Below are 26,601 nucleotides of genomic sequence, written 5' to 3' on the forward strand. Positions count from 1 at the left end.
AGTTCGTTACTAAGTGCCCTCTTGGGCCTCAAACACTCCGTCAGTGTTAATGACTAAGAGTCTTGAGCGTCGCCGACAGCAATACGGCCGCGTCGCGCCACGTCCCGGTCAAGAATCTCTGCAAATGCCTCAATGGACATTGTTCCGAGGTCTTCACCATTACGCGACCGCACGGCCACTGTCTTCGCTTCGACTTCTTTTTCCCCTACCACGACAAGGTAGGGAACGCGCTGAATTGTGTGCTCGCGGATTTTAAAGCCGATTTTCTCGTTTCTCAAGTCCGAAAAAACCCGAAAACCCTTGTTTTTCAAGGAATCTTCCACAAATCGTACATATTCGTCCTGCTTTTCGGTGATATTTATGACCACCGCCTGTTTTGGCGCCAACCAAACAGGAAACGAGCCTTCGAAGTTTTCGATGAGAATTCCGATAAATCGCTCGAAAGATCCCAAAATCGCACGGTGCAACATGACCGGTGTTTTGCGCGCACCATCCTCAGCGACGTACTGTGCATCCAATCGTCCGGGCATGGAAAAATCCACCTGAACCGTGCCCATTTGCCAGACCCGGCCAATACAATCTTTTAGCGAAAACTCGATCTTGGGACCATAAAAAGCGCCCTCACCCGGCAGCTCCTGCCAATCAAGACCCTGGGCATCAAGCGCATCAGCCAGCGCCTTCTCGGCCCGATCCCAATCCTCGTCGGTTCCGACACGCTGAGCAGGCCGGGTTGAAAGACGATAAATCACCTCATCAAAGCCAAAATCGGCGTAAACCGCGTGGAGAAAATCGATAAACGTAGAAACTTCTGGCTGAATCTGCTCTTCGGTACAAAAGATGTGGCCGTCATCCTGGGTAAAACCACGCACCCGCATGATGCCGTGGAGCGAACCCGAGGGCTCATTCCGATGACAGCTGCCAAACTCTGCCAAACGCAAGGGCAGATCACGGTAAGAGCGCAGTCCCTGGTTAAACACCTGCACGTGACAGGGGCAGTTCATGGGTTTGACCGCAAACTCGCGCTCATCGGCAGTGAGCATAAACATGTCATCACCGAACTTGTCTGCGTGACCGGACTTCTCCCAAAGCGACATATCTACAAGCTGTGGCGTTTTGATCTCTTGATAGTCCTGCGCCCGCTGCTGCTCGCGCATGTACTGCTCAATCACCTGATAAATCGTCCAGCCCTGAGGATGCCAAAACACCATGCCGGGGGCTTCTTCCTGGGTGTGGAACAAGTCCAGCTTCTTACCAATTTTGCGGTGATCGCGCTTCTCTGCTTCTTCTATACGACGCAAATACTGCTTGAGCTGCTTTTTGTTAGCCCAGGCAGTGCCATACACGCGCTGAAGCATTTCGTTGTTTGAATCGCCACGCCAGTAGGCGCCCGCGAGCTTAGTGAGCTTAAAAGCGCCCAGCTTGCCCGTGCTGGGCACGTGGGGACCGCGACAAAGGTCCATCCAGGGACCCTGCCGGTAAAGGGAAATCTCTTCTCCTTCGGGCAGATCCCGAATGATCTCAACCTTATAGGTCTCACCCATCTTCTCGAAGGCGGCGGCGGCCTCGTCTCGATCCATGACTATGCGCTCTACCGGCAAATCGTCGGCAACGATCTGCGCCATACGCTCTTCGATCTTGGGCAGGTCGTCGGGTGTGAACTGATGCTCACCGGCAAAATCGTAATAAAAACCGTCTTCGATGACCGGCCCAATGGTGACCTGGGTGCCCGGATACAAATCCTGCACCGCCATAGCCAACAAATGCGCAGTGGAGTGACGGATTAGCTCAACGCCCTCCTCGTCACGTTCGGTAAGGATCGCAAGCGCAGCATCGTCTTGAATCGTAAAACTGGTATCGACCTCGCGACCATCGACCACGCCGGCTAAAGCGGCTTTGGCAAGTCCCGGACCAATGTCTGCGGCGACTTGAGCGACGGTTACGGCGCTGTCAAATTCTCGTTGGCTGCCGTCAGGCAAAGTAATGGTTGGCATCTAGTGCGTCTCCTGTCAGTGGTGGCCCCCACGAAAGGCCACTTGATTTCGGTGAGGGCAGATCCTCACCGCGGGGCGCGCATTCTGCCCCAGTGCAAGCCCAGATTAAAGAGAAGAAGTACCGAGCCGCAGCTGCTAGAGTTTCTACCCAGTCAACTAATACAGGAATTTCGCCCATGACTCAGGTCACCCGCCTTGTACTCACCGCGCTGGCTCTTTTCATCAGTTTCTCTGCTTTTGGTGAGGGAGAGGCGCAAACCCGCTGGGAACTCATGAACCAGATCCGCCGGGAAAAATTTGATCTGGTGCTGCCCGAGGTGATGCGCGAAAACGGCGTAGAAATGTGGATTACCGTGAATCGTGAGGGCTACAAGGACCCACTCACCCAAGACTTTGGCGAGGGCTATGTAGGCGACTGGGGCTACTACATATTCACTTACCGTGAGGGTGACTATGGCAAAGGCCGGGTGGAACGTGTTGCGCTAGGCATTGGCACGCACCTGATCGAAGAGAACGGCGCCTACGATTACACAACCGAAGGCGAGTTCGACCTTGCCGCATTTGTTGCAGAGCGGGACCCAAAAAGCATTGCCCTTAACTATGCCGAACACATCGGCGGAGCCGACGGGCTCACGCTCACCGCCTACCGACACTTACAAAAAACCCTGGGTGAGAAATACAGCGAGCGCTTTGTGTCGGCAGAAAAGCTTGCCTCGGACTTTAGGTCACGCCGCGTGGCTACCGAAATCGCTGCTTTTGCCCGCGCCGGGGAAATGTCCCGCAAGATCGCCGAGACTGCGTTCTCCAATGAAGTGATCACACCGGGAGTCACAACGCTGGCCGATGTCGCCTGGTGGATGCGCGAGCAACAGTTTGCCAACAATTTGGGCACATCTTTTGGCATGCCCTCGGTGTACATCACTGGCCCCGACGGCTTTGTGGCGCTCTCAGATAATCATGTGATTCAACGTGGGGATTTTTTGGCTATTGATTGGGGCGTGGGTTACCTGAACTTTTATACAGACATGAAGCGTCAGGCCTATGTGCTTAAAGAGGGTGAGACTGAAGTACCGGCAAGCATTCAAAAGGCTTTTGATAACGGGCGCAAAGTGCGAGACATCATCAAGGCCAATATCAAAGCCGGGCTCACCGCCGGCGATACCTTTGATCTTGTGAACGGCAAGATCAATGAAGCCGGCTTCAAGGTCATGGAAAAATTCAATCAGCCTACCGATGACCCAAGCATCGTAGACGTGATCATCGGCTGTCACAGCGTGGGCAACCTGGGTCACGGCATTGGCCCTTCCATCGCCTGGTTCAATCCCGAGCGCATGAAGTACATGATTCACCCGAGCAACCTGTTCTCTATAGAGCTCTTCGCTTACACCGCGATTCCTGAGTGGGGCGGCAAAAAGCTCCGCGTCCCCCTAGAAGACGATGCGGTGGTGACAGAGCGCGGTGTTGAGTGGGTGTACCCCGTTACCAATCGCGTGCTGGTGATTCGCTAGTCCCACCTTTAACTGATAAAGGCCTGCTGCTTAATCTCCGTGAGCTGATCGCGGAGTGCAGCAGCCTGTTCGAACTCCAGGTTTTTGGCATGCTCGTGCATCTGCGACTCCATTTTGTCGAGACGTCGCGCCAGAGCCGTCGGCGAAAGCTTGAGTAACTCCTGACTGAAAGCCAGGGTCTCCTCGGCCACCTTCTGACCCTTGGTCTTAGCCTTGGTGGGCATGCGCCGAGCGCCTTCCATAATGTCCTGAACGCTCTTAATGACACCTACGGGAGTTATGTTGTTCGCTTCGTTAAACGCCACCTGTTTTTTACGCCGCCGGTCTGTCTCGTCTATGGCACGCTGCATAGAGCCGGTGATTCTGTCGGCATAGAGAATCGCCCGGCCCCGCAAGTTTCGGGCGCCGCGCCCGATGGTCTGAATCAGTGAACGATCTGAACGCAAAAACCCCTCTTTATCCGCATCAAGGATCGCGACGAGGGCGACCTCGGGCATATCCAAACCCTCGCGCAGCAAGTTGATGCCCACAAGCACATCAAAGTGCCCCAGGCGCAGGTCGCGGATGATTTCTACACGCTCTACGGTGTCGATGTCGGAGTGCAAGTACCGTACTCGCACGTCGTGCTCGGCAAGATACTCCGTTAAATCCTCGGACATACGCTTGGTGAGGGTTGTGACCAGCACCCGATCACCCATCTCCACGGTTTTATGAATCTCTCCCAGAAGATCATCTACCTGAGTGGTCGCCGGGCGAATCTCTATTTCGGGATCTGTTAGGCCAGTAGGCCGCACCACCTGTTCTACCACCTGCCCCGCATGCTCTGCCTCGTAAGGCCCCGGGGTGGCCGATACAAACACGGCCTGAGGTAAAAGGTTCTCCCATTCTTCGAAGCGCAGGGGCCGGTTATCCAGCGCCGAGGGCAATCGAAAGCCGTACTCAACCAGGGTTTCTTTGCGGGATCGGTCGCCTTTATACATAGCGCCAATTTGCGGAATACTCGCGTGGGACTCGTCGATAATCACCAGGGCATCGTCCGGAAGATACTCGTACAGCGTCGGTGGCGCCTCGCCGGGGCCACGGCCCGACAGGTAGCGCGAATAGTTCTCGACCCCCTGGCAATAACCCAGCTCGCGAATCATCTCAATGTCGTAACGCGTTCGCTGAGACAGACGCTGGGCTTCTACCAGCTTCTCAACGGATTTGAGCTGCGCCACCCGCTCTTCGAGCTCCACTTCAATGTGCTCGATGGCATTGAGCATGGTGTCGCGGGAGGTGACGTAGTGCGTCTTGGGGTAAATCGTGATGCGGGGGACCTTGGCAATGATCACGCCCGTCAGCGGATCAAAGAGACTGATGTTCTCGACCTCTTCGTCGAAGAGTTCGATACGCACCGCCTCTGCCTCGGCTTCTGCCGGGAACACGTCAATCACATCACCGCGCACGCGGTAGGTGCCCCGGGAAAAATCAATGTCATTGCGCGAATACTGGAGCTCTGCCAAGTGCCGTAGGAGCTGGCGCTGGTCAATGATCTCACCGCGAGACACATGCATCACCATTTTGAAATAGGACTTGGGGTCGCCCAGGCCGTAAATCGCCGACACGGTGGCGACCACGATACAGTCCTTGCGCTCCAACAGGGCCTTGGTTGCCGACAGGCGCATTTGCTCGATGTGCTCGTTCACAGATGCGTCTTTTTCGATAAAGGTGTCAGAGGACGGCACGTAGGCCTCTGGCTGAAAGTAATCGTAGTAGGACACGAAGTACTCCACCGCGTTGTCAGGAAAGAATTCTTTAAATTCTCCGTACAACTGCGCCGCCAGCGTTTTGTTGTGCGCCATCACAATGGTGGGCCGCTGGAGCTGCTCGATCACATGCGCCATGGTAAAGGTCTTACCAGAGCCCGTTACACCAAGTAGCGTTTGTGCCGCTAACCCCGCGTGGATACCCTCAACGAGAGCCTTAATAGCCGTCGGTTGATCGCCGGCAGGCTTGAAGGGGGAGTTAACTTTGAAGGGCTTGCTCATAGTAGATTCAGGTGACCAAAAGTTTATTAGTATAATTGGTGTTGATTCCGAAGCGGAGGCTGATTAGAATCGCGCCCTCTTTGCAAAGACAGGTCCACGCAAAGAGTTACTCCGCCTTAGCTCAGTTGGTAGAGCAAATGACTGTTAATCATTGGGTCGCTGGTTCGAGCCCAGCAGGCGGAGCCAATTTAACGGAAAGGGTCGCACATAGTGCGGCCCTTTTTCGTTTAAGCGTCTACCGCGCGGAGGTCAGTAGAGTGAGTTGGGGTTTCGAGCAGCATCGCTGCGAGCCAGCGAAGGCCCGCAAGCAGTGCTTGCGGGCCGCGGGCGCCGTATTTAGCTGTTTTTTATAGCCGCATCAAGCGTGCTTTGATAAAGTTTTGGTACTCATCGTGTGGTCTTTCTTACCGACTGCGCACCACCCGACATGAGTCTCGAACTTACATCGGCACCAAACGGAGCACATTCGGCAAAACGAGCGCGATGAACCAAAAATTAGGCGAGCTCAAGCAGCGGTAATCGGTCACGAAGAGCTCGCCCATCGCCAACGATATCTGCCAGGCTGACATCGTCCAGTTCCTTATAAAAAGCTTCGAGACCCTTGCGAAACAAGCCGGTTAGTTTGCAGGGACCGACGATGGGGCAGGTATTGGTCTGGCTGTTAAAACACTCGACGAAATCACCACTATCCTCAAGCTCACGAATCACCTTGCCAACGAATATCCGCTCCGGCGCCATGCCGAGCTGAATGCCTCCGTTCCGCCCTCGAGACGTCGACAAATATCCTAATTGGCCCAGATGACGGGCGGACTTTAAAAGGTGGGCTTTTGAGATATCAAAGGCCGTCGCAACATCTTGAATCCGCACTATTCGGCCCGGATGTATGGCGCAGTGCATAAGTATGCGCATGGAGTAATTGGTGTACGCGGTCAGTCTAATGAGCTTTGCTCCTTTGTCCTACGCGATTGCTTGTTCGCGGTTTGTCTAGATTTCGAATTTAAACAACTATATTAAATATTGCTTTTACACGCAATCTCATAAATACTATATGAAATACCACTTAAAGCATAAATCGAGGAGTCTATGGTGCTTGAGTTTTTTGACGCTGCGATGCTTGCACGCGTGCAATTTGCGTTCACGGTTTCCTTCCACATCATTTTTCCCGCGTTCTCTATTGGTCTTGCCAGCTATCTCTTTGTTCTAGAGGGGCTGTGGCTAAAAACCGACAATCCGGTGTATCTCCGTCTGTACAAGTACTGGCTGAAAATCTTTGCCGTCGGCTTTGGTATGGGCGTGGTGTCAGGACTGGTGATGTCTTATCAGTTCGGGACCAACTGGAGCGTCTTCTCTGATAAAGCGGGCCCGGTGATAGGCCCTCTACTGGCCTATGAAGTCCTATCAGCATTCTTCCTTGAAGCTGGATTTCTCGGGATCATGCTTTTTGGTATGGACCGTGTCGGTAAAAGGCTTCACTACTTCGCGACGTCCATGGTGGCCTTCGGCACCCTCCTTTCAGCCACTTGGATACTCGCCGTAAACAGCTGGATGCAAACTCCTACAGGTCATGCGATCAACGAGTTGGGGCAGTTTGTCCCCGACGACTGGATGACAATCATCTTCAACCCCAGCTTTCCCTACCGACTAATCCACATGACCCTTGCTTCCTACCTCACTGTGTCCTTTGTGGTAGGTGCCGTTGGCGCATGGCACCTGCTGCGCGATAAAAGCAACGCAGAAGCCAGAAAGATGTTTTCCATGGCTATGTGGATGGCCACCTTCGTCGCTCCCATCCAGATTTTTTCCGGAGACTTACACGGACTCAACACCCTTGAACACCAGCCTATCAAAGTCGCTGCGATGGAAGGCCACTGGCACCGACAGACGGGCGCACCGTTTCTTATCGCCGCATGGCCGGATTCAAAGAACGAGCGAAACAGTTTCGAAATTGGAATCCCCTACGCCTCGGCGATAGTCCTGACCCATGAAATTAACGGGGAGACGCCTGGACTGACTGATTCACCAGCCTCTGATCGACCGCCTGTCGGCATGGTGTTCTGGTCTTTCCGCGTGATGATACTCGTTGGTACGCTCATGGCGCTTATCGGCATGTATTCAGTGTGGCTGCGCTGGAAAGGTCGACTCTACGAAACACGCTGGTTCAAAAAATCGGCCCTGTGGATGGGACCCTCAGGCTTTGTCGCGGTGCTCGCTGGCTGGGTTGTCACCGAGGTGGGAAGACAGCCTTTTACTGTCTATGGCCTCCTGCGCACCAGCGAGTCACTTGCACCAGTAGATGCCCCGGCGGTCGCCGCATCGCTCATCGCGTTCATCGTTGTGTATTTCGCCCTGTTCGGCGCGGGCACCTACTACATTATTCGCATGATGCGTCTACCGCCGGATGGCGAAGGCCCACAGACTGGCAAGCCGCTTCGAGCTGCCGGAACAACGCCCGCTGCGTCAATGACAACCACTGAACTCACCGGAGGCATCTGATGAACCTGGACTTACCACTGATATGGGCAGGCCTGCTGTCTCTTGGCGTGTTTATCTACGTTGCCCTGGATGGCTTCGATCTGGGCGTCGGTCTGCTCTTTCCTTTTTTGGCCACCGATGCAGATAGGGATGTTGCCATGAACAGTGTTGCCCCGGTATGGGACGGCAACGAGACCTGGCTGATTCTTGGTGGCGGCGGATTATTTGCCGCATTTCCATTGGCCTACGCCATTGTCATGCCCGCGCTATACGCGCCTTTCATCATCATGCTCCTTGCGTTGGTGTTCCGAGGCGTCGCCTTTGAATACCGCTGGCGCGACAAGTCTCACGAGCGGATCTGGGATACAAGCTTTGTATTCGGCTCATTCATGGCGACGTTCATGCAAGGCATCGTTCTCGGCACATTTGTGCAGGGTATTGAAGTCGAAGGTCGTGCCTATGCCGGTGGATGGTGGGACTGGCTCACGCCCTTCACGGTAATGACCGGCATTGCCTTATGCGTCGGATATTCCCTGCTGGGGTCAGGCTGGCTGATACTCAAGACTGAAGGCGGCATTCGCGCTCAGGCGTATCGATTTGCAACCTTAACCGCGATAGGCACCTTTTTCTTTGTATGCATTGTCAGTCTGTGGACTCCGTTCCTGTCACCGGAGATTTACGCGCGCTGGTTCACAAGTCCAAATATTTACTTCGTAGCGCCAATACCACTATTGACTCTGCTGGTGGCAGGACTCATCGCAAGGGGTATCTTTAAACAGATCGACTCCATCATTTATCCCAGCACCATCGTTCTTCTTGGGCTGTGCTTTATCGGACTTGGTGTGGGACTTACACCTTATATTGTGCCGCGCGCAGTAACGATACACGAGGCCGCAGCGCCCGATTCAAGCCTGATGTTCATGCTCGTCGGTGCACTTATCATGCTGCCACTGATACTCGGCTATACCGGCTACTCCTACTGGATCTTTCGGGGCAAGGTTCGTCATGGAGATGCGGGGTACCACTCATGAGCGAAGATAAACCGCGCAGCAGCAAGATTAACAGTCGCGGGCTGCAATGGGTCTGGTTTATCGGCCTGTGGATAGCTGGAGTTCTGAGCGTGGGCAGTGTGTCGATGCTACTGCGCTCGATTCTTTTGCCGTAGCCAGTTGCCACTGACTCTTCCCGTGTTCTCAATTTTGGATATCTCAACTATGAAAACAAGTACCCTTCTAGCCGCACTTCTAGGGCTGGCAATCACCAGCAGCGTCAGCGCCACGCAATCAGATGATCCGGCATCGCTGCAGGCCAGCAAGAACTCGCTTGATCAGGAGCAACTTGCTGCGGGTTTTCGCGCCTTGGAGTCCAGTTGTTTTAGCTGCCATAGCCCCAACGCAGCAATGGACAACCGCATCGCCCCACCCATGGCGGCAATAAAGAAACACTACATAAACTCAAATACTAGCTTTGAGGATTTTAGCCGGCAGCTAGCCGCTTTTGTCGACAACCCAACGGCGGAAAACGCGAAGATGCCAGGTGCCATCAGAAAGTTTGGAGTGATGCCAAAAATGCCTCTGGATTCGGCTGTGATCACACAAATCGCGTACTACATCTACCACAGTTCTCTGGAGGCCCCGGAGTGGTTTGAACGGCACTATCAAGATGAGCAACGCAGCAACCAGCGGCGTGGTAATACAACGCTGAACACAAATGCAGACTACTTGCGCCATGGTAAGAAGATCGCGCTGAGCACTAAGGCCGAGCTTGGCAGCAACTTAAAGCAAGCCCTGAATACCGGTGACACCGTTTCTGCCATCGGTTTTTGTCAGGACAATGCCATTCCGATTAGTGAACGAATGTCGCAAAAGCTTAAGGCGTCCATCACTCGTGTCAGCGATCGCCCCCGCAATCCGGACAACAAGGCTGACAAAACGCAGATGCAATACATTGTCGCCGCAAAGAAGGCTTTGGCGCAGGGGGAGCAACCTAAGCCGCTTATGCAGCAAATTGACGACCAGATGGTTGGCTACTACCCCATCGTCACCAATGCCATGTGCCTGCAGTGCCACGGCACAAATGCAGCCGACATTAGCGCTGACACGGCGGCCGCCCTAGACACGGAGTATCCCCTTGATCAAGCCCGAGGCTATGGTTTGAACGAGCTTAGAGGCATTTTCGTGGTCTCCATGGATAAAGAGTAGATTGCTACGCAATGCAACTTGAGCGCCTTACCAACTTAATATTAGATTATAATAATGTTCTTACTTAACAGGCCCGCCGCTCACAGGCGAATCCGAATTTTTCGATGAACCACGGAGAATGAATATGCGTGTTTTAGCAATCGCATTATCAGGCCTTAGTCTGCTAATGCCCCTATCTCTTTTGGCGGCTGAGCCCATTACACCGATCTCTGCGCCTACCGACATAGACAGCAACAAGGCTGAGATTGGAAAGCAATTGTTCTTTGATCCACGACTCTCCAAGTCGGGGTTTCTATCATGCAACTCCTGCCACAACCTCAGCATGGGCGGAGCCGACAACCTGACCTCCTCTGTAGGTCACGGCTGGCAGCAGGGACCGATTAACTCGCCTACCGTTTTGAACTCGGCTTACAACCTGGCGCAATTCTGGGATGGCCGCGCAGCAGACCTTAAAGAACAGGCAGCCGGGCCCATCGCAAATCCGGGCGAAATGGCTCAGCCACACTCAGTAGCTATACAGGTCATCGCTTCCATTCCTGGCTATGTCGAGAGTTTTGTAGCCGCCTACGGCGATGAATCCATCACTCTTGATCGTGTAACCGATGCCATCGCCGAGTTTGAGCGAACCCTGGTAACACCTAACTCACGCTTTGATCAGTGGCTTCTAGGGGATAAGACGGCGCTGAGCGGCGAAGAACTAGAGGGCTACCAGCTGTTCAAAAGCAGCGGTTGCGTCGGCTGCCACAATGGCCCGGCCGTAGGCGCGGCGCTGTTTCAAAAAACAGGCCTTATTAAGCCGTACGCAACTGACAACCCGGCGCAGGGGCGTTTTGCGGTTACTGGCAAAGAATCTGATCGCATGGTCTTTAAAGTACCCACGCTACGCAATATTGAACTGACCTACCCGTACTTCCACGACGGGAGCGTCAATACCCTGGAAGAGGCCGTCAACATCATGGGTGAGATCCAGCTAGGCCGCACGTTCAGTGATCTTGAAACCGGCAAAATTGTCGCCTTCCTAAAGACGCTAACGGGAGATCAACCCAACTTTGCACTCCCTCAGCTGCCGCCTTCGACTCCCGCGACCCCACAGCCAGATCCCTTTGGGCCTAAACCATCGCAGGCGCGCTCATGAAAAAGTGCTGGCTCATAAGCCTATTGATTTTTGCCATGGCCACCGCGAACGGCTGCGGTGGCGGCTCTTCATCATCACCCGAGACGGTACCGACCATCCCCTCTTCCGTTAGCGAACCGACAGTAACGCTCGTCAGTGATGCTGGCGAAACCAGTTTCGACGAAAGCGCCCTGACGGACGCTCTCGCAGCGCTATCACTGGGTGAATTGAGCGATAGCGAGCGCGACGGACTGCTGCTCATGCGTGAAGAAGAGAAGCTTGCCGGTGATGTTTACCGCTATCTATATGACCGTCATCAGCTGCAAATATTCAGCAATATTGCCAGTAGCGAAGACACGCATGCGACGGCAGTAAAACAGCTTCTGGATCGCTACTCGCTTGCAGATCCTGCCGAAGGGAATGCGGTTGGGATATTCACAGACACTGACCTACAAATGCTCTACGACTCGCTCACCGCCCGGGGCACCCCCTCGCTATTAGACGGACTCTATGTGGGCGTGCTGATCGAAGAGTTGGATATCTTTGATCTAAGCCGTTTGCGGGCGGAACTGGACAATAATCCCGACATCGCTCTGGTCTACGAGAGTCTGCAAAAAGGATCCCGCAACCATCTGCGCGCCTTCTATCGTCAGTTACTCGACAATGGGGGAAGCTACACACCAGAGTACCTGAGTCAAAACGCATTCGATGACATCATTAACAGCGAATTGGAGCGAGGTCCTGGCTGAGTGCACGGTCGTTCACGCATGAACACACAATCCAGTCAACGGAGCATCCATTATGCTAAGCAATGAAGGAACTACCGACCGCATTGTGCGGGTCACAGCCGGACTCGGCATTGTATCTCTTGCCTTTATAGGCCCACAGACCAACTGGGCGTGGCTCGGACTCGTACCGGTAGTAACCGGGCTGGTCGGTTATTGTCCCGCCTACAGCGTCTTCGGTATTCGTACCTGCCCGGCGCCCACGCCAAAATAAACAGATACCACTCCAGGGGCTGCAGCCAAATCAGGGAACGCTGTAAAGATCGCTGACAAAAACTGACTTTCTTCGGCTTCAGTCAAGACTTCGGTTGATGGCTTACATTGGCTTACCTGTGGGTATTTAGGGAATCCTGGCATCTCACGTCTCCTCTGGTTTGAAGGAGGTTCGCATGCAGGTTTTAACCATCTCCTAGGGCCAAAAACCGCTTAACGGCCCTGTGCATACACCAAATGAAAGCCATTCTCAGCCCTACTGCTAATCATTGGGTCGCTGGTTAGAACTCAGCAGAGTGAGCCGGGGTTTCGAACTGCATCGCTGCGAGCCAGCGAACGACCGCAAGCTACGCTTGCGGGCCGGGGGAGCCATATTTAGTTGCTTTTTTAGCAGTATCAAACGGTTACAGAGTAAACTGAACCCCGAGGTTTGTCGAAGGTCTGGTAAAGACTTAACCGCCGTTACCGCGCACAACAAATTCGCGAACAATTATTGAGCGTCAAAGCTTGGTAATAAGTGTCAGACGGCTGTTTCGAGTAGGTCACGACTCAGACTGCTTGCGCGCAATGTACTGCATGACAAGATCCCGCAGCACTGTGAGCGGGAGCGGTCCGTGTAGTAGCACCACATCGTGGAAGTCGCGAATGTCATAGTCGTCACCCAAAGCCATCTGCGCTTCGCTACGCAGGCGAAGTATTTCCAACATACCCACGGTGTAAGCGGTGGCCTGCCCGGGTAAAACGATGTATCGCTCAATTTCGGACACAACCTCGCTCTCTGCCCGCCCGGTTTTCTCAAGCATGTAATCGATGGCTTCCTCTCTGGTCCAACGCTTTGCGTGGATACCGGTGTCAACGACCAGGCGAACCGCCCGCAGCATCTCAAGTTGAAGACGACCGAGATTGTCATAAGGGTCTGACAGAAAACCCATCTCCCAGGCCAACCGCTCAGCATAGAGTCCCCAGCCCTCGGAATAGGCCGTAAAATCAACAGCTGTTCTGAATGCCGGGAGCTTATCAAGCTCGAGTTGCACCGCAGCCTGCAGATGATGCCCAGGAATCGCCTCGTGATAGGCGAGCGTGCGCATCCCGTATTTGGGTGTTGCTCTCACGTCATAAAGATTGGCGTAGAACACACCGGGACGGCTACCGTCGCCCGCGGGGGCGTTGTAATAAGCCCCTGATGTTTGTTCTCTCGCCGCAGGCACACGCTCAACCACAAGGGGTGCAGCAGGTCGCACATTGAAGGCGCTGCCAAGACCTTCATCTATTTCTGAAATGATCTGGGTATAGTCCTCCAGGATCTGATTACGCCCAAGCTCGGTATCGGGATAATAAAAGCGCTCATCGTTCGCCAGCGCGTCAAACATCGCTTTTAAACCCCGTGATGTATCGAAACCCTCGGCCTCAAAAATCCCCCGTATCTCGCTTTCTATGCGCGCAACTTCCGCTAAACCCAGAGCATGAATCTCCTCTGCCGTCATCTCGGTGGTCGTATGAACACGCAGACAATAATTGTAGTAAGCATCACCGTCAGGAAGCTTCCATATGCCAGCATCGCTATTGGACTTTGCGCGTAGCGCGGTGAAGTAATCGATGTACTGCTGGTACGCCGGGTAGACCACTGCCTCTATCTCCCGTCGGGCTGCACGCAGAAATTCCTCACGCGCCTCTACACCAATGGCATCACTGTCTTCCATTTTCGACTTCAAGGATGTGTATAGCGCATTGTCCTCAGGCGGCGTGGCGACGAAGGTACGCATCCCAGCAAGGGACTTATCGATGACAAAGGTAGGCGGAATCATTCCCTTGTCTTCGCGAAGCAGCAGCCCTTCCATGTTTTGCGCCATTTTGATACCGACTTTCGACAGGCGACTGATGTAGTGCTCGGCGTCCTTACCGGTGTTGACCGCTTGAAGTGCAAGCAACAAATCGGGAATTTCCAGCTGTAAACCATCTAACTGGTTTACGGGGTAATCGTGTAGTCGAAAACGCCAATCCTGCTCAGGGTTTCCCAAAAATACTTTCACTACCTCCACTGAGACTCGCCACTCGTCGGTCAAACCACTCACGTCATAACTATCCAGCGTATCTATGGTTTGCCGTATAAATTCTGTTCGCTCTTTTACCGCTGCCTGGGAATCGTCATTCCATTCAGCGTTGTGACCAGTAATGCCAAACTGTTCAAAGATACCCAGATAGGTGAGATCTTCGGGACTTTTTATTAAATACTGGACGAATACGCGATTAGCGAAGTTCCCAATAAAGAACGGCTTCGCGTACCACTCATGAGCGGCGAACGCTGCAAGGACGAGGAGCAAACTACCCAGGGTCAATCCGACGTACTTGCCAATTTTTTTGATCTTCCCGGACACGTTGGTTTCCTTGCAGTTGTTGATAGCCACGCACAGCAGCCGGACATCAGAGCAATGAACTCCTGGCTAATGCCTTTGTGTAATACTCGATCGTCGCAGAGTATCCCTAGTGATACCCTCAAAGAAAGATGTATCCTTGGTATGGGCACATAGAGGATCACTACCCAATGAATAAATACGTAGTCTCACCGTTAAAGACCTGCGAAAAAATACTGCGTCGACTGTTGTTGCTAGCGCTTGCCGCGGTACTGGTATCGCCTGCGTGGGCGCAAGACGAAAAACCGAACATTCTTGTTATCTGGGGAGACGATATCGGCCAGTCCAATATCTCTGCCTATACCAAAGGCGTGATGGGGTATCGCACCCCTAATATCGACCGCATCGCCAATGAGGGGATGATTTTTACTGACTATTACGCCGAGCAATCCTGCACCGCAGGGCGCTCATCGTTTATTACCGGCCAGTCGGTGTTTCGTACAGGTTTGTCAAAAGTAGGCATGCCCGGCGCTGCTGAGGGTATGAGAATTGAAGATCCGACAATTGCGGGACTACTAAAAGCCTACGGCTATGCCACCGGTCAATTTGGTAAAAACCACCTGGGTGACCGCGATGAGATGCTGCCCACGAACCATGGGTTTGACGAGTTTTTTGGAAATCTCTACCACCTGAATGCCGAGGAAGAACCCGAGCTGGATGACTACCCGACAAATCCCGCGTTCCGTGAGCGCTTTGGACCCAGGGGTGTAGTCCACTCCTACGCGGATGGCGCTATTGAAGATACCGGACCGCTGACCAAAAAGCGCATGGAAACCATCGACGAAGAAACGCTGGGCGCAGCTATTCAGTTCATAAAGAAACAAGAAGCCGCTGGCATCCCATGGTTTGTATGGTGGAACGGTACCCGGATGCATTTTCGCACCCACGTTAAAGATGATATGCGCGGTGTGTCGGGACAGGATGAATACGCCGACGGCATGGTCGAACACGACATGCATGTGGGCCAGCTCCTGGCCGTCCTTGATGAGCTGGGAATTGCAGACAAGACCTTCGTTCAGTACTCCACAGACAACGGCCCGCACATGAACAGCTGGCCTGATGCAGGCATGACTCCTTTTCGTGGTGAGAAGAACACCAACTGGGAAGGCGGTTTCCGCGTACCCGCAATGGTTCGCTGGCCAGGGAAAATACCCGAGGGTTCGATATCAAACGAAATCATGCATCACATGGACTGGTTACCCACCTTTCTTGCGATGGCCGGAGCGCCGGACATCAAGGAACGCCTGCTTAAGGGCAACGTCCGGGCCATTGGGCGCAAGTACAAGGTCCACCTCGATGGCTACAACTCTCTCGACTACTTACTTGGAAAAGAGGAAACATCACCACGCAACGAGATCTTCTATTTCTCGGATGACGGTGATTTGACGGCACTGCGCTACAACGACTGGAAGGCAATCTTTCTGGAGCATCGTTATCCTCAAACTCTCCGCGCCTGGGCAGAGCCCTGGACGGAACTGCGCATTCCGCTCTTGTTCAACCTGAGACGTGATCCTTACGAACGGGCGAACCTGACCTCCAATACCTACTACGACTGGTATCTTGATCACGTGTTTTTGCTCCTTCCAGCGGCTGACTACGTTGGCAAATTCCTCGGTACTTTCAAGGAGTTTCCTCCGCGGCAAAAGCCGGGAAGCTTTACCATTGGTGACGCATCGGCAAAGATTCTGGAATCAGTCGGTTCGAAGTAGATAGAGGACGCACAAAAAAGCCGGCTTCAATGCCGGCTTTTTTACGGGTCTGTGTTCCGCTCTATAATCCCGCCTCAGGTCGCGTTGCTAAAAGCCTCAAAACCTCAGAGCGTCAAAAATCGAAGACTACTTGTCCTCGGTGTACATAACGATAAGCCGCTGATTCTTCCACTTGTAGGTGTGCTTCCACGCCGCATCCATTTCACGAGCCGCGCGATTGCCATCCTGGTCGACATAGCGGTTCGAACGCTTTTCCTCCGGCGTGAGGGTATACACCTTGCCTTTGTAAAGTTCGATCTCGATCTCGCCACCTTCGCGAGACACGGTACAGGGTCCGGTGCGATCCTTCTTCTCTTTTCCGTGGTTGTAGAATTCACACACCGCTTTGTCCGTTTCGGCAGACGCCATGGCCGAAAATCCCGATGCAACAAGGACGGCTGATAACAGAATCGATAGTTTTGTTTTCATTGATAAGCCCCTATTTAGTTTAGGATTAAGTTTGTTGCGATGTTTTGAGCGCTCTACCGCCCTCAGCGCCCGAGCTTGTCCATGATGGTCTTTTTCAGCCCTTCGGTCGCTTCGTCCTTTTTCTTCTCAAGTTCAGCGCGAACCTTTTGCTCCACGACCTTGGCAACCTGGTCTTTGGCTTGCTTCAGCACCGTGTTAGTGACAGGTCCGATAATCAGCTTGGCCGCCTCGGCCGGAGTTGCGCCCGCTGTAGGAAGACCTATATCGCGCACCACAATGTCGTCCAGTACAAATGTCACCGGCTCGTCCAACTGGTCGCTGATGGCGGTCACGCCGATCCCTACAAGACGCAATTCGCTGATAGCAATCAGGACATCAGCGCCTTCCGCCGGCGGCTCATCGGCTGCGGTTCCCTCGCCACTGTCGAGCTTGCTCAGAATGTCCTGAAGATTGGTCTTGGTGCCTTTCTGCTCGAAGGTCATATGCGCGTCTTCGACGAGAATGCGCGGGATCTCAATCACTTCTTTGGACAGGGACGCCGGCGCAATAGACGCACCGATGGTGCCGAGCTCAAACGCGTAGGGACTGGACCAACCAGACGGGTTAGCAATTGTCAGTCCCGAAAGCGCCGCTCCCGATTCGCTGCCAAGCTTGATTTTGACGCCGTCCAGGGAGACCTCGGTGGCTAGTGTTTCCGTGCCAACGTTCTCGATGACCTGTTTGGCAATATCGTCAATGTTTGAGGCCAGAAACCAAACGCCTATGGCGATGATGACGACCAGAACGCCAAAGACTTTAAGCAGTGTTTTCATTTCTTCTCACTTGTTGTATTGCGTTGTTAGTCCACTCGGTAAGACCGTTAAACAGTTTGAGGATTCAATCGTAAAAGCTCGACAGTCAGCTCAACATCTTTGTCGCTCCAACTTGCGTCTATCGCCCGTTTGAAACCAGCTATGGCTCACTGAAAAAATCACGCAAGGCTGCAGCCATTGCCTCCCTCGCATATTCGGCGGTCACCACCACATCTACTGCCGGGATGGACGTGTGAATCTGCCCTTCGCATTTCAGGTGCCGCACATTAACGCCCGCAGCTTTGAGCGCCTCGGCGTAGGCATCACCCTCGTCACGCAGTGGGTCAAACTGACAGGTAAGCACCAACGCGGGGGGGAGCCCCGAGAGATCGCGTGCCAGTAGCGGCGAGGCCTTTGGATCCGATCGATTGTCCTCGTCGCAGTAGTTATCCCAAAACCAATCCATGAGTGAGAGCGTCAGCCCCAGGCTCTCTGCATTCTCATGATGCGACGATCGACGCCCCGTGCCATCGGTCACTGGACACAGCAAGACCTGCCCGCATATCTCAGGGCCACCAGCGAACCTTGCCTGCTGTGCCGCAACGGCAGCAACGTTACCACCGGCGCTCCAGCCAGCCACGGCAAGGCGGCCGGGCACTCCTCCAAGTTCCTGCGCATGCTCTGAAACCCAGGTCACAGCGGCGATTCCATCATCGGCAGCCGCCGGAAAACGGGCTTCGGGGGCGTGACGATAATTAACCGAAATAACAATAGAATCTGAATGCAGGCAGAGGTAACGGCAAAGCGGATCATCCGTGGTGGCATTCCCCAACACCCATCCACCACCATGAAAGTAAACCGTAATGGGGTGAGGCCCCCCCGAGGGCGGACGGTAGAGACGGTACTTAAGGGCACTGCCGTCAGCACCGGACAGTGTCCCGTCGATGATCTCACCAACGTCTGGCCCCGGCGGCATGCTCGCCCCGGACTCGATCATAAACTGCCGGGCTCCGTCGACACCCATGGTCTCCATGGGTGGCAAGTCGAGCTCCGCAATAGCTTCGAGGAGCAACTGCACGTCCGGCTTGAGCTCGCGGATGATCCCGTCGTTAAGCTGTTGACCGCTGGGCCCGCTCAGAGCAAATCCCAGATAGTTCCGTGCCACAACTTCATCACAGGCCATCCGGTAACGATCTACTCCCCCGATGTACGGTAGAAAGACTTGCGGCTTGCCGGGTACGTTCGCACCCATGTACCAGGAATTTGCCGAAGGCATGAGCGTGAGATCCGCGAACTCATTGTTGTGCTGAACCCAGCGAGACTGGGCGAGTTCCGTCGGCTCAATTCGGTCAAAGCCCTTTTTTCGTAAGCTGACGAGCGTGTCGGTAATCAGATCGACGTGCTGCTCGATGGACACCATCATGTTTGACAGTACCGACGGACTACCCGGCCCCGTGATCATAAACAGGTTAGGAAAACCCACGCTCATAAGACCCAGATAGGTCTGCGGTCCGTGATCCCAGGCATCGCGCAGCGTCAAACCATCGCGGCCAGTAATATCCACGCCCACCAGCGCACCTGTCATCGCATCAAATCCCGTGGCAAAGACGATGGCATCAAACTCAAAAGATGCTTTACCAGTGTCTATGCCGGTTTCAGTGATCGTAGCAATAGGATCGTCCCGCAGATCAAGCAACTTCACATGTGGGAGGTTATAGGTCTCGAAGTAATTCGTGTCGAGGCAGGGGCGCTTGGACGCCACATAATGATTATCAGGGCAGAGCAGTTCGGCAGTCGCCGGGTCATCGACTTTCGCGCGAATCTTATCGTTGATAAACCGGCGCATCGTATCGTTGGCGTCAGCGTTGGTAAGAATGTCGTTGTAGACCGCACCGACCGCGCGCAGCTCGCCCTCTTCCCACATTGACTCGTAATGCTCATTCCGCTCCTCTTCGGAGACCTGGAGCGCACTCAGTTGCGGTCGCTCTCTGGGCACCCCAATCTCGGACCATCGCGCTTCTTCACGATAAGCCTCGGGGTCCTTTTTGTACTCTGCAAGACGCTCTTCGGAGATCGCGCCGTTGCGCGCAGGAATCGCAAAATTCGGCGTGCGTTGAAACACCGTAAGTTGCTCGCATTGCTCAGCGATCAGTGGAATAGACTGCACCGCCGACGAACCCGTACCAATCACGCCTACGCGCTTGCCGCTGAAGTCCACGCCCTTGTGAGGCCAGGTGCTCGTAAAATACACCTCACCAGTAAACCGTTCGCTACCGGCAACATCAGGTACTTTGGGCATCGACAGGCAACCGGTAGCCATCACGTAGTAGCGCGCATTGAGCTGGCTACCGTCATTCGTAGTGATGACCCACCTACCTTGCTCATCGTTCCAGCGAGCGGCGTTAACCCGCGTATTGAAACGAATATCTCGACGAAGGTCATGCTTGTCGGCCACGAATTGTGCGTAGCGCAGAATTTCGGGCTGCGTGGCATAGCGCTCGGACCAAACCCACTCTTTTTCGAGTTCCGGGTCCCAACTATAGGAATAGTCGACGGTGAGAATGTCGCAGCGGGCACCGGGGTAGCGATTCCAGTACCAGGTCCCGCCAACGTCGTCAGCAACCTCAAGCACGATTGCACTAAAACCCGCGTCGCGCATCCGTTTTAGCTGGTACATACCGGCAAAGCCGGCTCCAACGATCACAACGTCAAATTCTGAAGGCTCATTATTGTTATTGGTCATCAATTAGCTCTCAAAGGTTTCGGATTGGTTTAACCAACGAGCATCAAAAATGATGGCAAGCAGACTTCCTTTGTGCCGATGTCCGCGATGACTAAAGCTGAAGCGGTAGCACGGCAAACAGACGCTCCAGCCTACTGCCCCAGCGCGCTCTTCAGTTTCTCGACCAGCTCTTCGTTATCGTAGCTATGGGGTCCCCAGCTATTGAGTTCCACCAGCTCCCGAATCTTGGTTTCGATGGTGAGCCGTTGCTCTTCGGCGTTGGGTACCACCACGTAGCGACGTAGCGGCGCATCCGCAAGCAATGCATGTTTGTAGGCAAGCGTGACTTCGTCGGGCTTCTTGTAGGAGAGCTCTACTTCCTCCATGGCCTTGAATTGCTTTTCCATACCAGAAGTAACGACACCACCATCGCCCACGACGCGGGACATAGCGCGTTTAACCGCGCTGCGGCGAATCTGAGTTTGGTAATTACCGGGTTCAATAACACTTACCCTGACACCCTGAGGCTCCAGCTCAGCAGCGAGCGAATCAGTAAATGCCTCGATGTAGTGCTTGCTGCCGCTGTACGCCGCAAAGCCCGGACCGGATACGGTTCCCGCTATTGATCCGGTTGTGGCGATGCGCCCTTTCGACTCGATGACCATCGGTGCAAAGGCCTTGGTCGTGCGTAACACGCCTTCGACGTTCACTTCATAAACCAAATTCAGTACATCAATCTCCGTGTCCAATACGGCACCACCGTCGTAGATGCCTGCATTGTTTACCAATGCATAAAGGCCTGTTCCACGCTCTTCGATGAATTGCACGGCCTCGTCGACCTGATCTTGCTTGGTAACATCCAGGCGAACCGCGGTAATGTTATCTATTGTATTGAGTTCGGCCATTTCGGCGTCTGTGCGTGCACCCGCGTAAACATGATGCCCCTCCCTGGCAAGCGATTCCGCTAAGTTACGGCCAATGCCAGACGTCGCTCCGGTAATCAATATGGACTTTTGCGAGTCGGAGCTTTGAGCGGCCGAAGCAAGAGTCATCGTCACTAAAAAGATGCCCGTCAGGCGTGAAAGTAATGTGAGCATATTGCTTCTCCAAATAATGAGTCACGGGAGCCTAGCATAGGTCCGCTATTCACGTAGCTCAGGGAGGGAACGCTGAGTGCTGGACAGCGCGGTCCGATGGCATAGAGCCTGCTGGAGTTCGACTCATAATCGGCAGGTCGCAGGTTCAGCTCCTGCTGCGCGCACTAGATCGAGCACATTCGTCGGTGTTTTCACCATGGCCCAGTTGATCGCAGATTGAGGCAACTCTCGGCCGTCTGCCTCGCTGCTCATCAAATGATCTACTCTGAACGGCTTGAATCCCTTCCTTCAGATGCTGCATGACGCCAGTTGCCGATAGACACATTATCTGATTTCGATCTAGCGGCTCACGTCAGTGGACTCCTGTGAAATGCGAAACATACATCCGCTGGTCGTTAGTCCGGGGGCAGCCCTCCTGCACTGCGGATGTCGCTGAAGCTCCGAAGGGTCCGGTTACACCAGCGAGGGCCAAAAGCGCCCACCGCAATGCTTACACCCATGAACCCCTGGGGCTCAGCAATGGGCGTCACACCAGGACAACACCATGGGACAAAGGCTGAAATAAAAGCTCCTTAGCAGTCGTCTGCACTGTCGAAAGCAAGTTCTGAGATTCTGCTGCCATTGAGTGTGGACATCAAAATTCTGTCATTTACCACCTGTAGATTGCCCGGTGATAATTGATCGCTGAACCTCATGTGACAGGTCTCATCACTGCCAAGCTGTACGCGAAGCAATGAGCCGCTGCGAGGCACTTGCTGAAACCCAAGAAGCCACTGTGCGGGCAACCGGCTGATGAGCTTTTTCACCCAGGGGTGAGGCTGAATCCATTGATCAGTGAATGTGTCTCGCTCTGAGGCCAGGGAAATCCAGAGCCTGTCTTCATCATCAATGATCACATCATCGGGGACCCCCGGCAGGTCCGCTAGAACCAATTCCGTCAGCCCCTTCCGCTCCCCCAAAAGCCAATGGCGCATTAAACGTGCAGGAGTCACTTCTATGAAATACAGTGCTGATTCATCGGAGTTTAAAGCGATGCCGCTGGGGAAGTAGCTATGGTCTACAAGAACATCAACAAGCCCGCTTTGGGGTTTAAAAGAAAGCACTCTGCCATGCGGCCTACCTTCTAACACTTCCCAAAGAATAAAGGGCTCGGTTTCGGCATAATTAAGCGGTGTGAACTTCGTACTAGCCTCAGTTAGATAAACAGTTCCATCGCCAGCGACAACCAGATCGTCGATAAAGCCCAATTTCTCTCCCTGATATGCCGTCAGAACGCTCGCAAATTGTCCCGAGGGCTCTACCTTCTGAACCCCAACGGAATAATTTGCAACCCACATGCTCTGGGTTGATGCCTCAAAAGCCAGACCAATGGGGAAGCCGCCCGTATGCGACCACAAAGCAAAGCTGTACGGCTGTTTAATATTGACGCTTCTATAAATCTTGCCATCGACGGTTCCCAGGTAGACACGACCCTCGCCATCGATTGCTAATCCCTCCGGAATTTCATGTTCTTCGACACTTGATGGCTGGGTGCGTACACGAACCGAGGGGAAGTCCAGGGACGATTGAGGGCTCACTACAACGGCCCGTGGATCTATAGAGCTTGGCCAATAATGGTTGGCGACCGCGACCACAAGAGCCGCAGTTGTGGCTATGACAATGCTTAGGCTGAGCCTCAACCCAGTCAAGCGCTAGTCGCAGAACTGTGCTGACTCTCTTGCGCCTGGCGATAGAGCGCCTGCTTCTGGCGTGTAGTCTCACCCTTTCCGTCTGGCGCCCACCCAGGAGGCATCACGCAATACCGTATTTTGTTTACTACACCGCTGGCACTGCGAACATCTGCCAGTAGCTCGAGCCAACCATGAAAACTCGCTTTTATCGGGTTGTAGGTATTTATTTGTTGCGGTACGCCGAATTCTGGAGCCTCCTTCTCTGCTTCAAACGTTTTAAACAAACGGTCCCACAGGATAAACGTGCCACCATAATTTTTATCCAGATACTGCACATTTCTAGCGTGATGCACACGATGATGAGAAGGCGTAGACATTAGCCATTCAATGGGCCGCGGCAGCTTATCGATAAACTGTGTATGCAAAATGAACATATAGACCAAGTTGAGTTCGAGTGCTGCCAGCACCATAAACGGATCAAATCCCATTAAAACGATGGGACTGTAAAAAATCGCCTCCATAAATGGTTCGGCAAAGGACTGGCGCATGGCCGTGCCGCCCAGGTTGAACTCCCGACTTGAGTGATGGTTTATATGTGCCGCCCATCCGAAGCGTATCTCGTGAATAAAACGGTGCAGCCAATAGAAAAAAAAGTCCACGACCACATAGGCGACGATAAAGGTGATCCAGCCAACCCCGAAATCAAACACCGCGTACTGCTGCGCGATAAGCAACAGCAACAGTGTTGTGCCCTTCATCAGGATCTTGTTAATTGTGTAAAATCCGCCCATGGAAAGACTGCAGAGCGTGTCTTTGAGCTTATAGAGACCTGCCTTCCGGTACAGATCCAGGGCGATTTCTGCAACGATACATATCAGGTAGAACAGCGCCGCATACAGAGAAATTTGCCCTCCAATTTGCTCCCACATGATTCAAGCTCCCGTCATTTGATTGAGTGCTAGTTCAGCTTGTAATTGAAGGTGGCACCGTAGGTGACGCCCTGCCCGGCGGTTCGAAACCAGTAGTCATTACTGAGATTCGCACTCGTGTAGTAGTACTCATCGGTAAGATTTCTACTCCAGAATGCAAGCTCCCATTGTCCGTCCGCAGCGCCTATGGCCAATCTCGAGTTCCAGATTGTGTAGTCATCTACAAAGAACAGGGGGTTATCGTCTATCGCCGACTGATAACTGTCTTTAAAATTCACATCCACGCTGGCACGCATGATCAGCGAATCAGAAACGCCCCATTCATAGCTGGCTAAGCCGTTATATTGCCATTCAGAGGTTTGCGCCAAATCCAGGCCGGCGAAATCCCGCACATTCCCGACGCCATCGAGGCCAACATATTCCTGTACTTCGGAATCGAGCCAGATAGCGCCAAACCTCAGATACAGGCCTGCAAGCGGCTGCCACTCTAACTCTGTTTCGATGCCCGTAATGTCAGATTCGGGCACGTTTACCAACTGCGTAAGCAAACCAAATACCGGGTCATTGATGAAGCCTACTATTTGTTTATCGCTGTAGTCGTAGTAAAACGCAGAGCTATTGAATTGCATGCTGCCGTCGAGCAAGGTTGCCTTGAATCCCAGTTCGTAGGCCAACAGCGTTTCCTCATCGTAGGGCTCCAACTGTGTCCAGGTTGAAGTCGCGGCGCCATTGTAACCACCAGACTTATAGCCGTTACCGACGCTTGCGAAGACCAACCAGTCGTCGTTTGGCAGCCAATCCAGCCCTACCCGACCCGACAGATTCTCGATAGTAAAGCTGTCGTCAAATACGCCCGATGCGCCACTGAAGTAAGTAGAAACACCGGTGACCTCATCAACAAACAATTGGGCTTGTGAGGGATCAATGACGACACAATCACCCTGCGACAGCGTCGTGCTGGACAAAACAGTGCGGTCAGAAAAACCCGGTGTCGGGCCAAAATCGAGGTTATAGAGAAATGCCAGGCCACCATCTACATCGTAACCGCAGCCTTCAAACTCGCGCTCTTCCCTGGTGTACCGGGCACCGACATTGAGGCGAAAGTTGTCCGCAAACTGCCAATCGATGCTGCCAAACAGCGCTGCGGTATCAGCATTTTGATTATAGCGAGTATCAACACTTCCGAAGATGCCGGAATAAATCGTTGATTGGCTCCCAAATGCTTCCCAGCTTTCGGTGACTTCATCAGTGGACCAATAGGCCCCAACAATCCAGGACAGATCGCCACTTCCGTCTGATGTCAGACGGAACTCCTGACTCCAGGCCTCAATTTCGGTTGCCATAAATACATCGAGATTTTCTACTGGCGTTCCATCCCAGTCGTTGCTTTCTTCGCGATCGAATCTTTCATAGGCACTGATCGAGGTTAAGGTCATGCCGTTGAGCTCCCAATCAACGCGAATAGACGCACCCTGTCCCTCGTTGTCGCGCTGCGGCGTAAAATCACGGCTCCAGTCAGCGCTACGCGGATCACTTAAATCAGCCTGCTGACTAACGTCCGGCGGCGGAAAAAACGGTGCGAGTTCCGGCACAAGAGGAACGTACGCGAAGTATTGCGGTGCGGGGTTCTCCGATTTATCTTCATACCAATGCGCGTTTAACTGCAGGGTAAGATTGTCAGTGGCCGCCCAATCGAAAATGCCCCGAAGCGCGGTCTTATCCAGTCGCCCCAGCGTCTCATCAGACGACACACTGTCTTGCCAGCCGTCGCCACTGTCGGTGTAAGCAAAAGATACGCGACCATTTATCGAATCCGTAAGCGCCCCATTGATAAAACCTTCGCTGCGAAAAGTGTCAAAGCGGCCGTATTCGAGTGAAATCCCGGCATCAAACTCGCTACTGGGCTTATTGCTGATAAAATTGATCGCGCCCCCGGTACTGTTACGCCCGTACAGAGTGCCCTGGGGACCTTTGAGCACCTCGATACGCTCCATATCGAACTGCTCCCCGCGTGTCATTGTGGGGTAAGGCAGACTTACTTCGTCGACGTAAATGCCGACGGTAGAAGAGCTATTGGCATTGTAGTCGTCAAAACCAACACCACGGATTGTATAGACCGGCACACCGGTAACGCCGCTCTCTGTGAGATGCAAACCCGGCGTGAAATTCGCCAAATCAGTGGCATCGGTGATACCCAGATTACGCATTTGCTCACCGCTAAAGGCACTCACGGCAATGCCGACATCGTTAAGGCTTTGTGAGCGCTTTTGCGCAGTCACAATGACTTCTTCCAGTATCGTGTCGGATATTACCCATGGCGAAGCCAGGGAAGCTGCCAAGGCGCTCAGCGCTACAAAGGGTCGCTTTCCAAAACGGAAAGATTGAGAGTTCGGCACGTGGTGTTCCTCATTTTTTATTTGGTTTTTGTAGAACATGCACCGCAGCATGCTCAAGCCACCAAATGGTATGAGGCCCAAAAGCGAGGAAATAGGT

General features: G+C 53.5%; 20 protein-coding genes and 1 tRNA gene. 10 read left to right on the top strand and 11 right to left on the bottom strand.

Going from position 1 to position 26,601, the window contains the following annotated elements; genetic code table 11:
• Positions 1-53 precede the first annotated feature (53 nt).
• Entirely contained in the window at positions 54-1,991 is a 1,938-nt protein-coding gene (gene thrS, locus R0135_RS06120; RefSeq protein ID WP_407349367.1) for a threonine--tRNA ligase, read from the bottom strand.
• Positions 1,992-2,167: 176 nt separating this feature from the next.
• On the opposite strand from thrS, the gene R0135_RS06125 reads away from it, so the two are divergent.
• Positions 2,168-3,499, top strand: coding sequence for a M24 family metallopeptidase (locus R0135_RS06125; protein WP_407349368.1), 1,332 nt, complete (start codon positions 2,168-2,170; stop codon positions 3,497-3,499).
• An 8-nt stretch (positions 3,500-3,507) separates the two neighbouring features.
• Here the strand turns inward: R0135_RS06125 and uvrB are convergent, their stop codons facing one another.
• Positions 3,508-5,526: an excinuclease ABC subunit UvrB gene (gene uvrB / locus R0135_RS06130; protein WP_407349369.1), complete on the bottom strand. Its 2,019-nt coding sequence runs from the start codon at positions 5,524-5,526 to the stop codon at positions 3,508-3,510.
• 110 nt (positions 5,527-5,636) lie between these two features.
• On the opposite strand from uvrB, the gene R0135_RS06135 reads away from it, so the two are divergent.
• Positions 5,637-5,712, top strand: a tRNA-Asn gene (locus tag R0135_RS06135).
• Between the two features lie 309 nt (positions 5,713-6,021).
• Here R0135_RS06135 and R0135_RS06140 read toward each other — a convergent pair.
• Complete coding sequence (locus R0135_RS06140; protein WP_407349370.1) at positions 6,022-6,435, bottom strand: RrF2 family transcriptional regulator; 414 nt, start codon at positions 6,433-6,435, stop codon at positions 6,022-6,024.
• A 174-nt stretch (positions 6,436-6,609) separates the two neighbouring features.
• On the opposite strand from R0135_RS06140, the gene R0135_RS06145 reads away from it, so the two are divergent.
• From R0135_RS06145 to R0135_RS06175, 7 genes are all read left to right on the top strand, one after another.
• On the top strand, positions 6,610-8,019 hold the full coding sequence (locus tag R0135_RS06145) for a cytochrome ubiquinol oxidase subunit I (RefSeq protein ID WP_407349371.1): 1,410 nt from the start codon (positions 6,610-6,612) through the stop codon (positions 8,017-8,019).
• Positions 8,019-9,029, top strand: coding sequence for a cytochrome d ubiquinol oxidase subunit II (gene cydB, locus R0135_RS06150; protein ID WP_407349372.1), 1,011 nt, complete (start codon positions 8,019-8,021; stop codon positions 9,027-9,029). Before R0135_RS06145 ends, cydB begins: the two co-directional genes overlap by 1 nt.
• Positions 9,026-9,163, top strand: coding sequence for a hypothetical protein (locus R0135_RS06155; RefSeq protein WP_407349373.1), 138 nt, complete (start codon positions 9,026-9,028; stop codon positions 9,161-9,163). The genes cydB and R0135_RS06155 overlap by 4 nt, the downstream gene beginning before the upstream one ends.
• A 49-nt stretch (positions 9,164-9,212) precedes the next feature.
• On the top strand, positions 9,213-10,199 hold the full coding sequence (locus R0135_RS06160) for a DUF3365 domain-containing protein (protein ID WP_407349374.1): 987 nt from the start codon (positions 9,213-9,215) through the stop codon (positions 10,197-10,199).
• Between the two features lie 124 nt (positions 10,200-10,323).
• Positions 10,324-11,334 (top strand): cytochrome-c peroxidase, encoded by a 1,011-nt coding sequence (locus R0135_RS06165; protein WP_407349375.1) that lies wholly within the window; start codon positions 10,324-10,326, stop codon positions 11,332-11,334.
• On the top strand, positions 11,331-12,062 hold the full coding sequence (locus R0135_RS06170) for a DUF2202 domain-containing protein (protein ID WP_407349376.1): 732 nt from the start codon (positions 11,331-11,333) through the stop codon (positions 12,060-12,062). The genes R0135_RS06165 and R0135_RS06170 overlap by 4 nt, the downstream gene beginning before the upstream one ends.
• Before the next feature lie 52 nt (positions 12,063-12,114).
• The gene (locus R0135_RS06175; protein WP_407349377.1) at positions 12,115-12,312 is read left to right on the top strand and encodes a DUF2892 domain-containing protein; all 198 of its coding nucleotides are present in this window, start codon (positions 12,115-12,117) and stop codon (positions 12,310-12,312) included.
• A 541-nt stretch (positions 12,313-12,853) separates the two neighbouring features.
• Here the strand turns inward: R0135_RS06175 and R0135_RS06180 are convergent.
• Positions 12,854-14,686 carry a DUF885 domain-containing protein gene (locus R0135_RS06180; protein ID WP_407349378.1) on the bottom strand — a complete coding sequence of 611 codons (1,833 nt, stop codon included), beginning with the start codon at positions 14,684-14,686 and terminating at the stop codon, positions 12,854-12,856.
• Positions 14,687-14,853: 167 nt separating this feature from the next.
• Here R0135_RS06180 and R0135_RS06185 point away from each other — a divergent pair, with 167 nt between their 5' ends.
• Positions 14,854-16,431, top strand: coding sequence for an arylsulfatase (locus R0135_RS06185; protein ID WP_407349379.1), 1,578 nt, complete (start codon positions 14,854-14,856; stop codon positions 16,429-16,431).
• 126 nt (positions 16,432-16,557) lie between these two features.
• On the opposite strand, the gene R0135_RS06190 is transcribed toward R0135_RS06185, so the two are convergent.
• The 7 genes from R0135_RS06190 to R0135_RS06220 form a co-directional block, all read right to left on the bottom strand.
• Complete coding sequence (locus R0135_RS06190) at positions 16,558-16,899, bottom strand: hypothetical protein (RefSeq protein WP_407349380.1); 342 nt, start codon at positions 16,897-16,899, stop codon at positions 16,558-16,560.
• A 62-nt stretch (positions 16,900-16,961) separates the two neighbouring features.
• Positions 16,962-17,711: a hypothetical protein gene (locus tag R0135_RS06195; protein ID WP_407349381.1), complete on the bottom strand. Its 750-nt coding sequence runs from the start codon at positions 17,709-17,711 to the stop codon at positions 16,962-16,964.
• A 139-nt stretch (positions 17,712-17,850) separates the two neighbouring features.
• A complete protein-coding gene (locus R0135_RS06200) occupies positions 17,851-20,433 on the bottom strand; it encodes a flavin-containing monooxygenase (protein WP_407349382.1) in 2,583 nt (860 codons plus the stop codon).
• 131 nt (positions 20,434-20,564) lie between these two features.
• Positions 20,565-21,509: an SDR family NAD(P)-dependent oxidoreductase gene (locus R0135_RS06205; protein ID WP_407349383.1), complete on the bottom strand. Its 945-nt coding sequence runs from the start codon at positions 21,507-21,509 to the stop codon at positions 20,565-20,567.
• A gap of 572 nt (positions 21,510-22,081) precedes the next feature.
• Positions 22,082-23,086, bottom strand: a complete 1,005-nt coding sequence (locus R0135_RS06210) for an SMP-30/gluconolactonase/LRE family protein (RefSeq protein ID WP_407349384.1) — start codon at positions 23,084-23,086, stop codon at positions 22,082-22,084.
• Positions 23,087-23,193: 107 nt separating this feature from the next.
• The gene (locus R0135_RS06215; protein WP_407349385.1) at positions 23,194-24,108 is read right to left on the bottom strand and encodes a sterol desaturase family protein; all 915 of its coding nucleotides are present in this window, start codon (positions 24,106-24,108) and stop codon (positions 23,194-23,196) included.
• A 29-nt stretch (positions 24,109-24,137) separates the two neighbouring features.
• The gene (locus R0135_RS06220; RefSeq protein ID WP_407349386.1) at positions 24,138-26,504 is read right to left on the bottom strand and encodes a TonB-dependent receptor; all 2,367 of its coding nucleotides are present in this window, start codon (positions 26,502-26,504) and stop codon (positions 24,138-24,140) included.
• Between the last annotated feature and the right edge of the window lie 97 nt (positions 26,505-26,601).

Source organism: Congregibacter variabilis (genome assembly GCF_045689235.1).
GTDB classification, from domain to species: Bacteria; Pseudomonadota; Gammaproteobacteria; order Pseudomonadales; family Halieaceae; genus Congregibacter; species Congregibacter variabilis.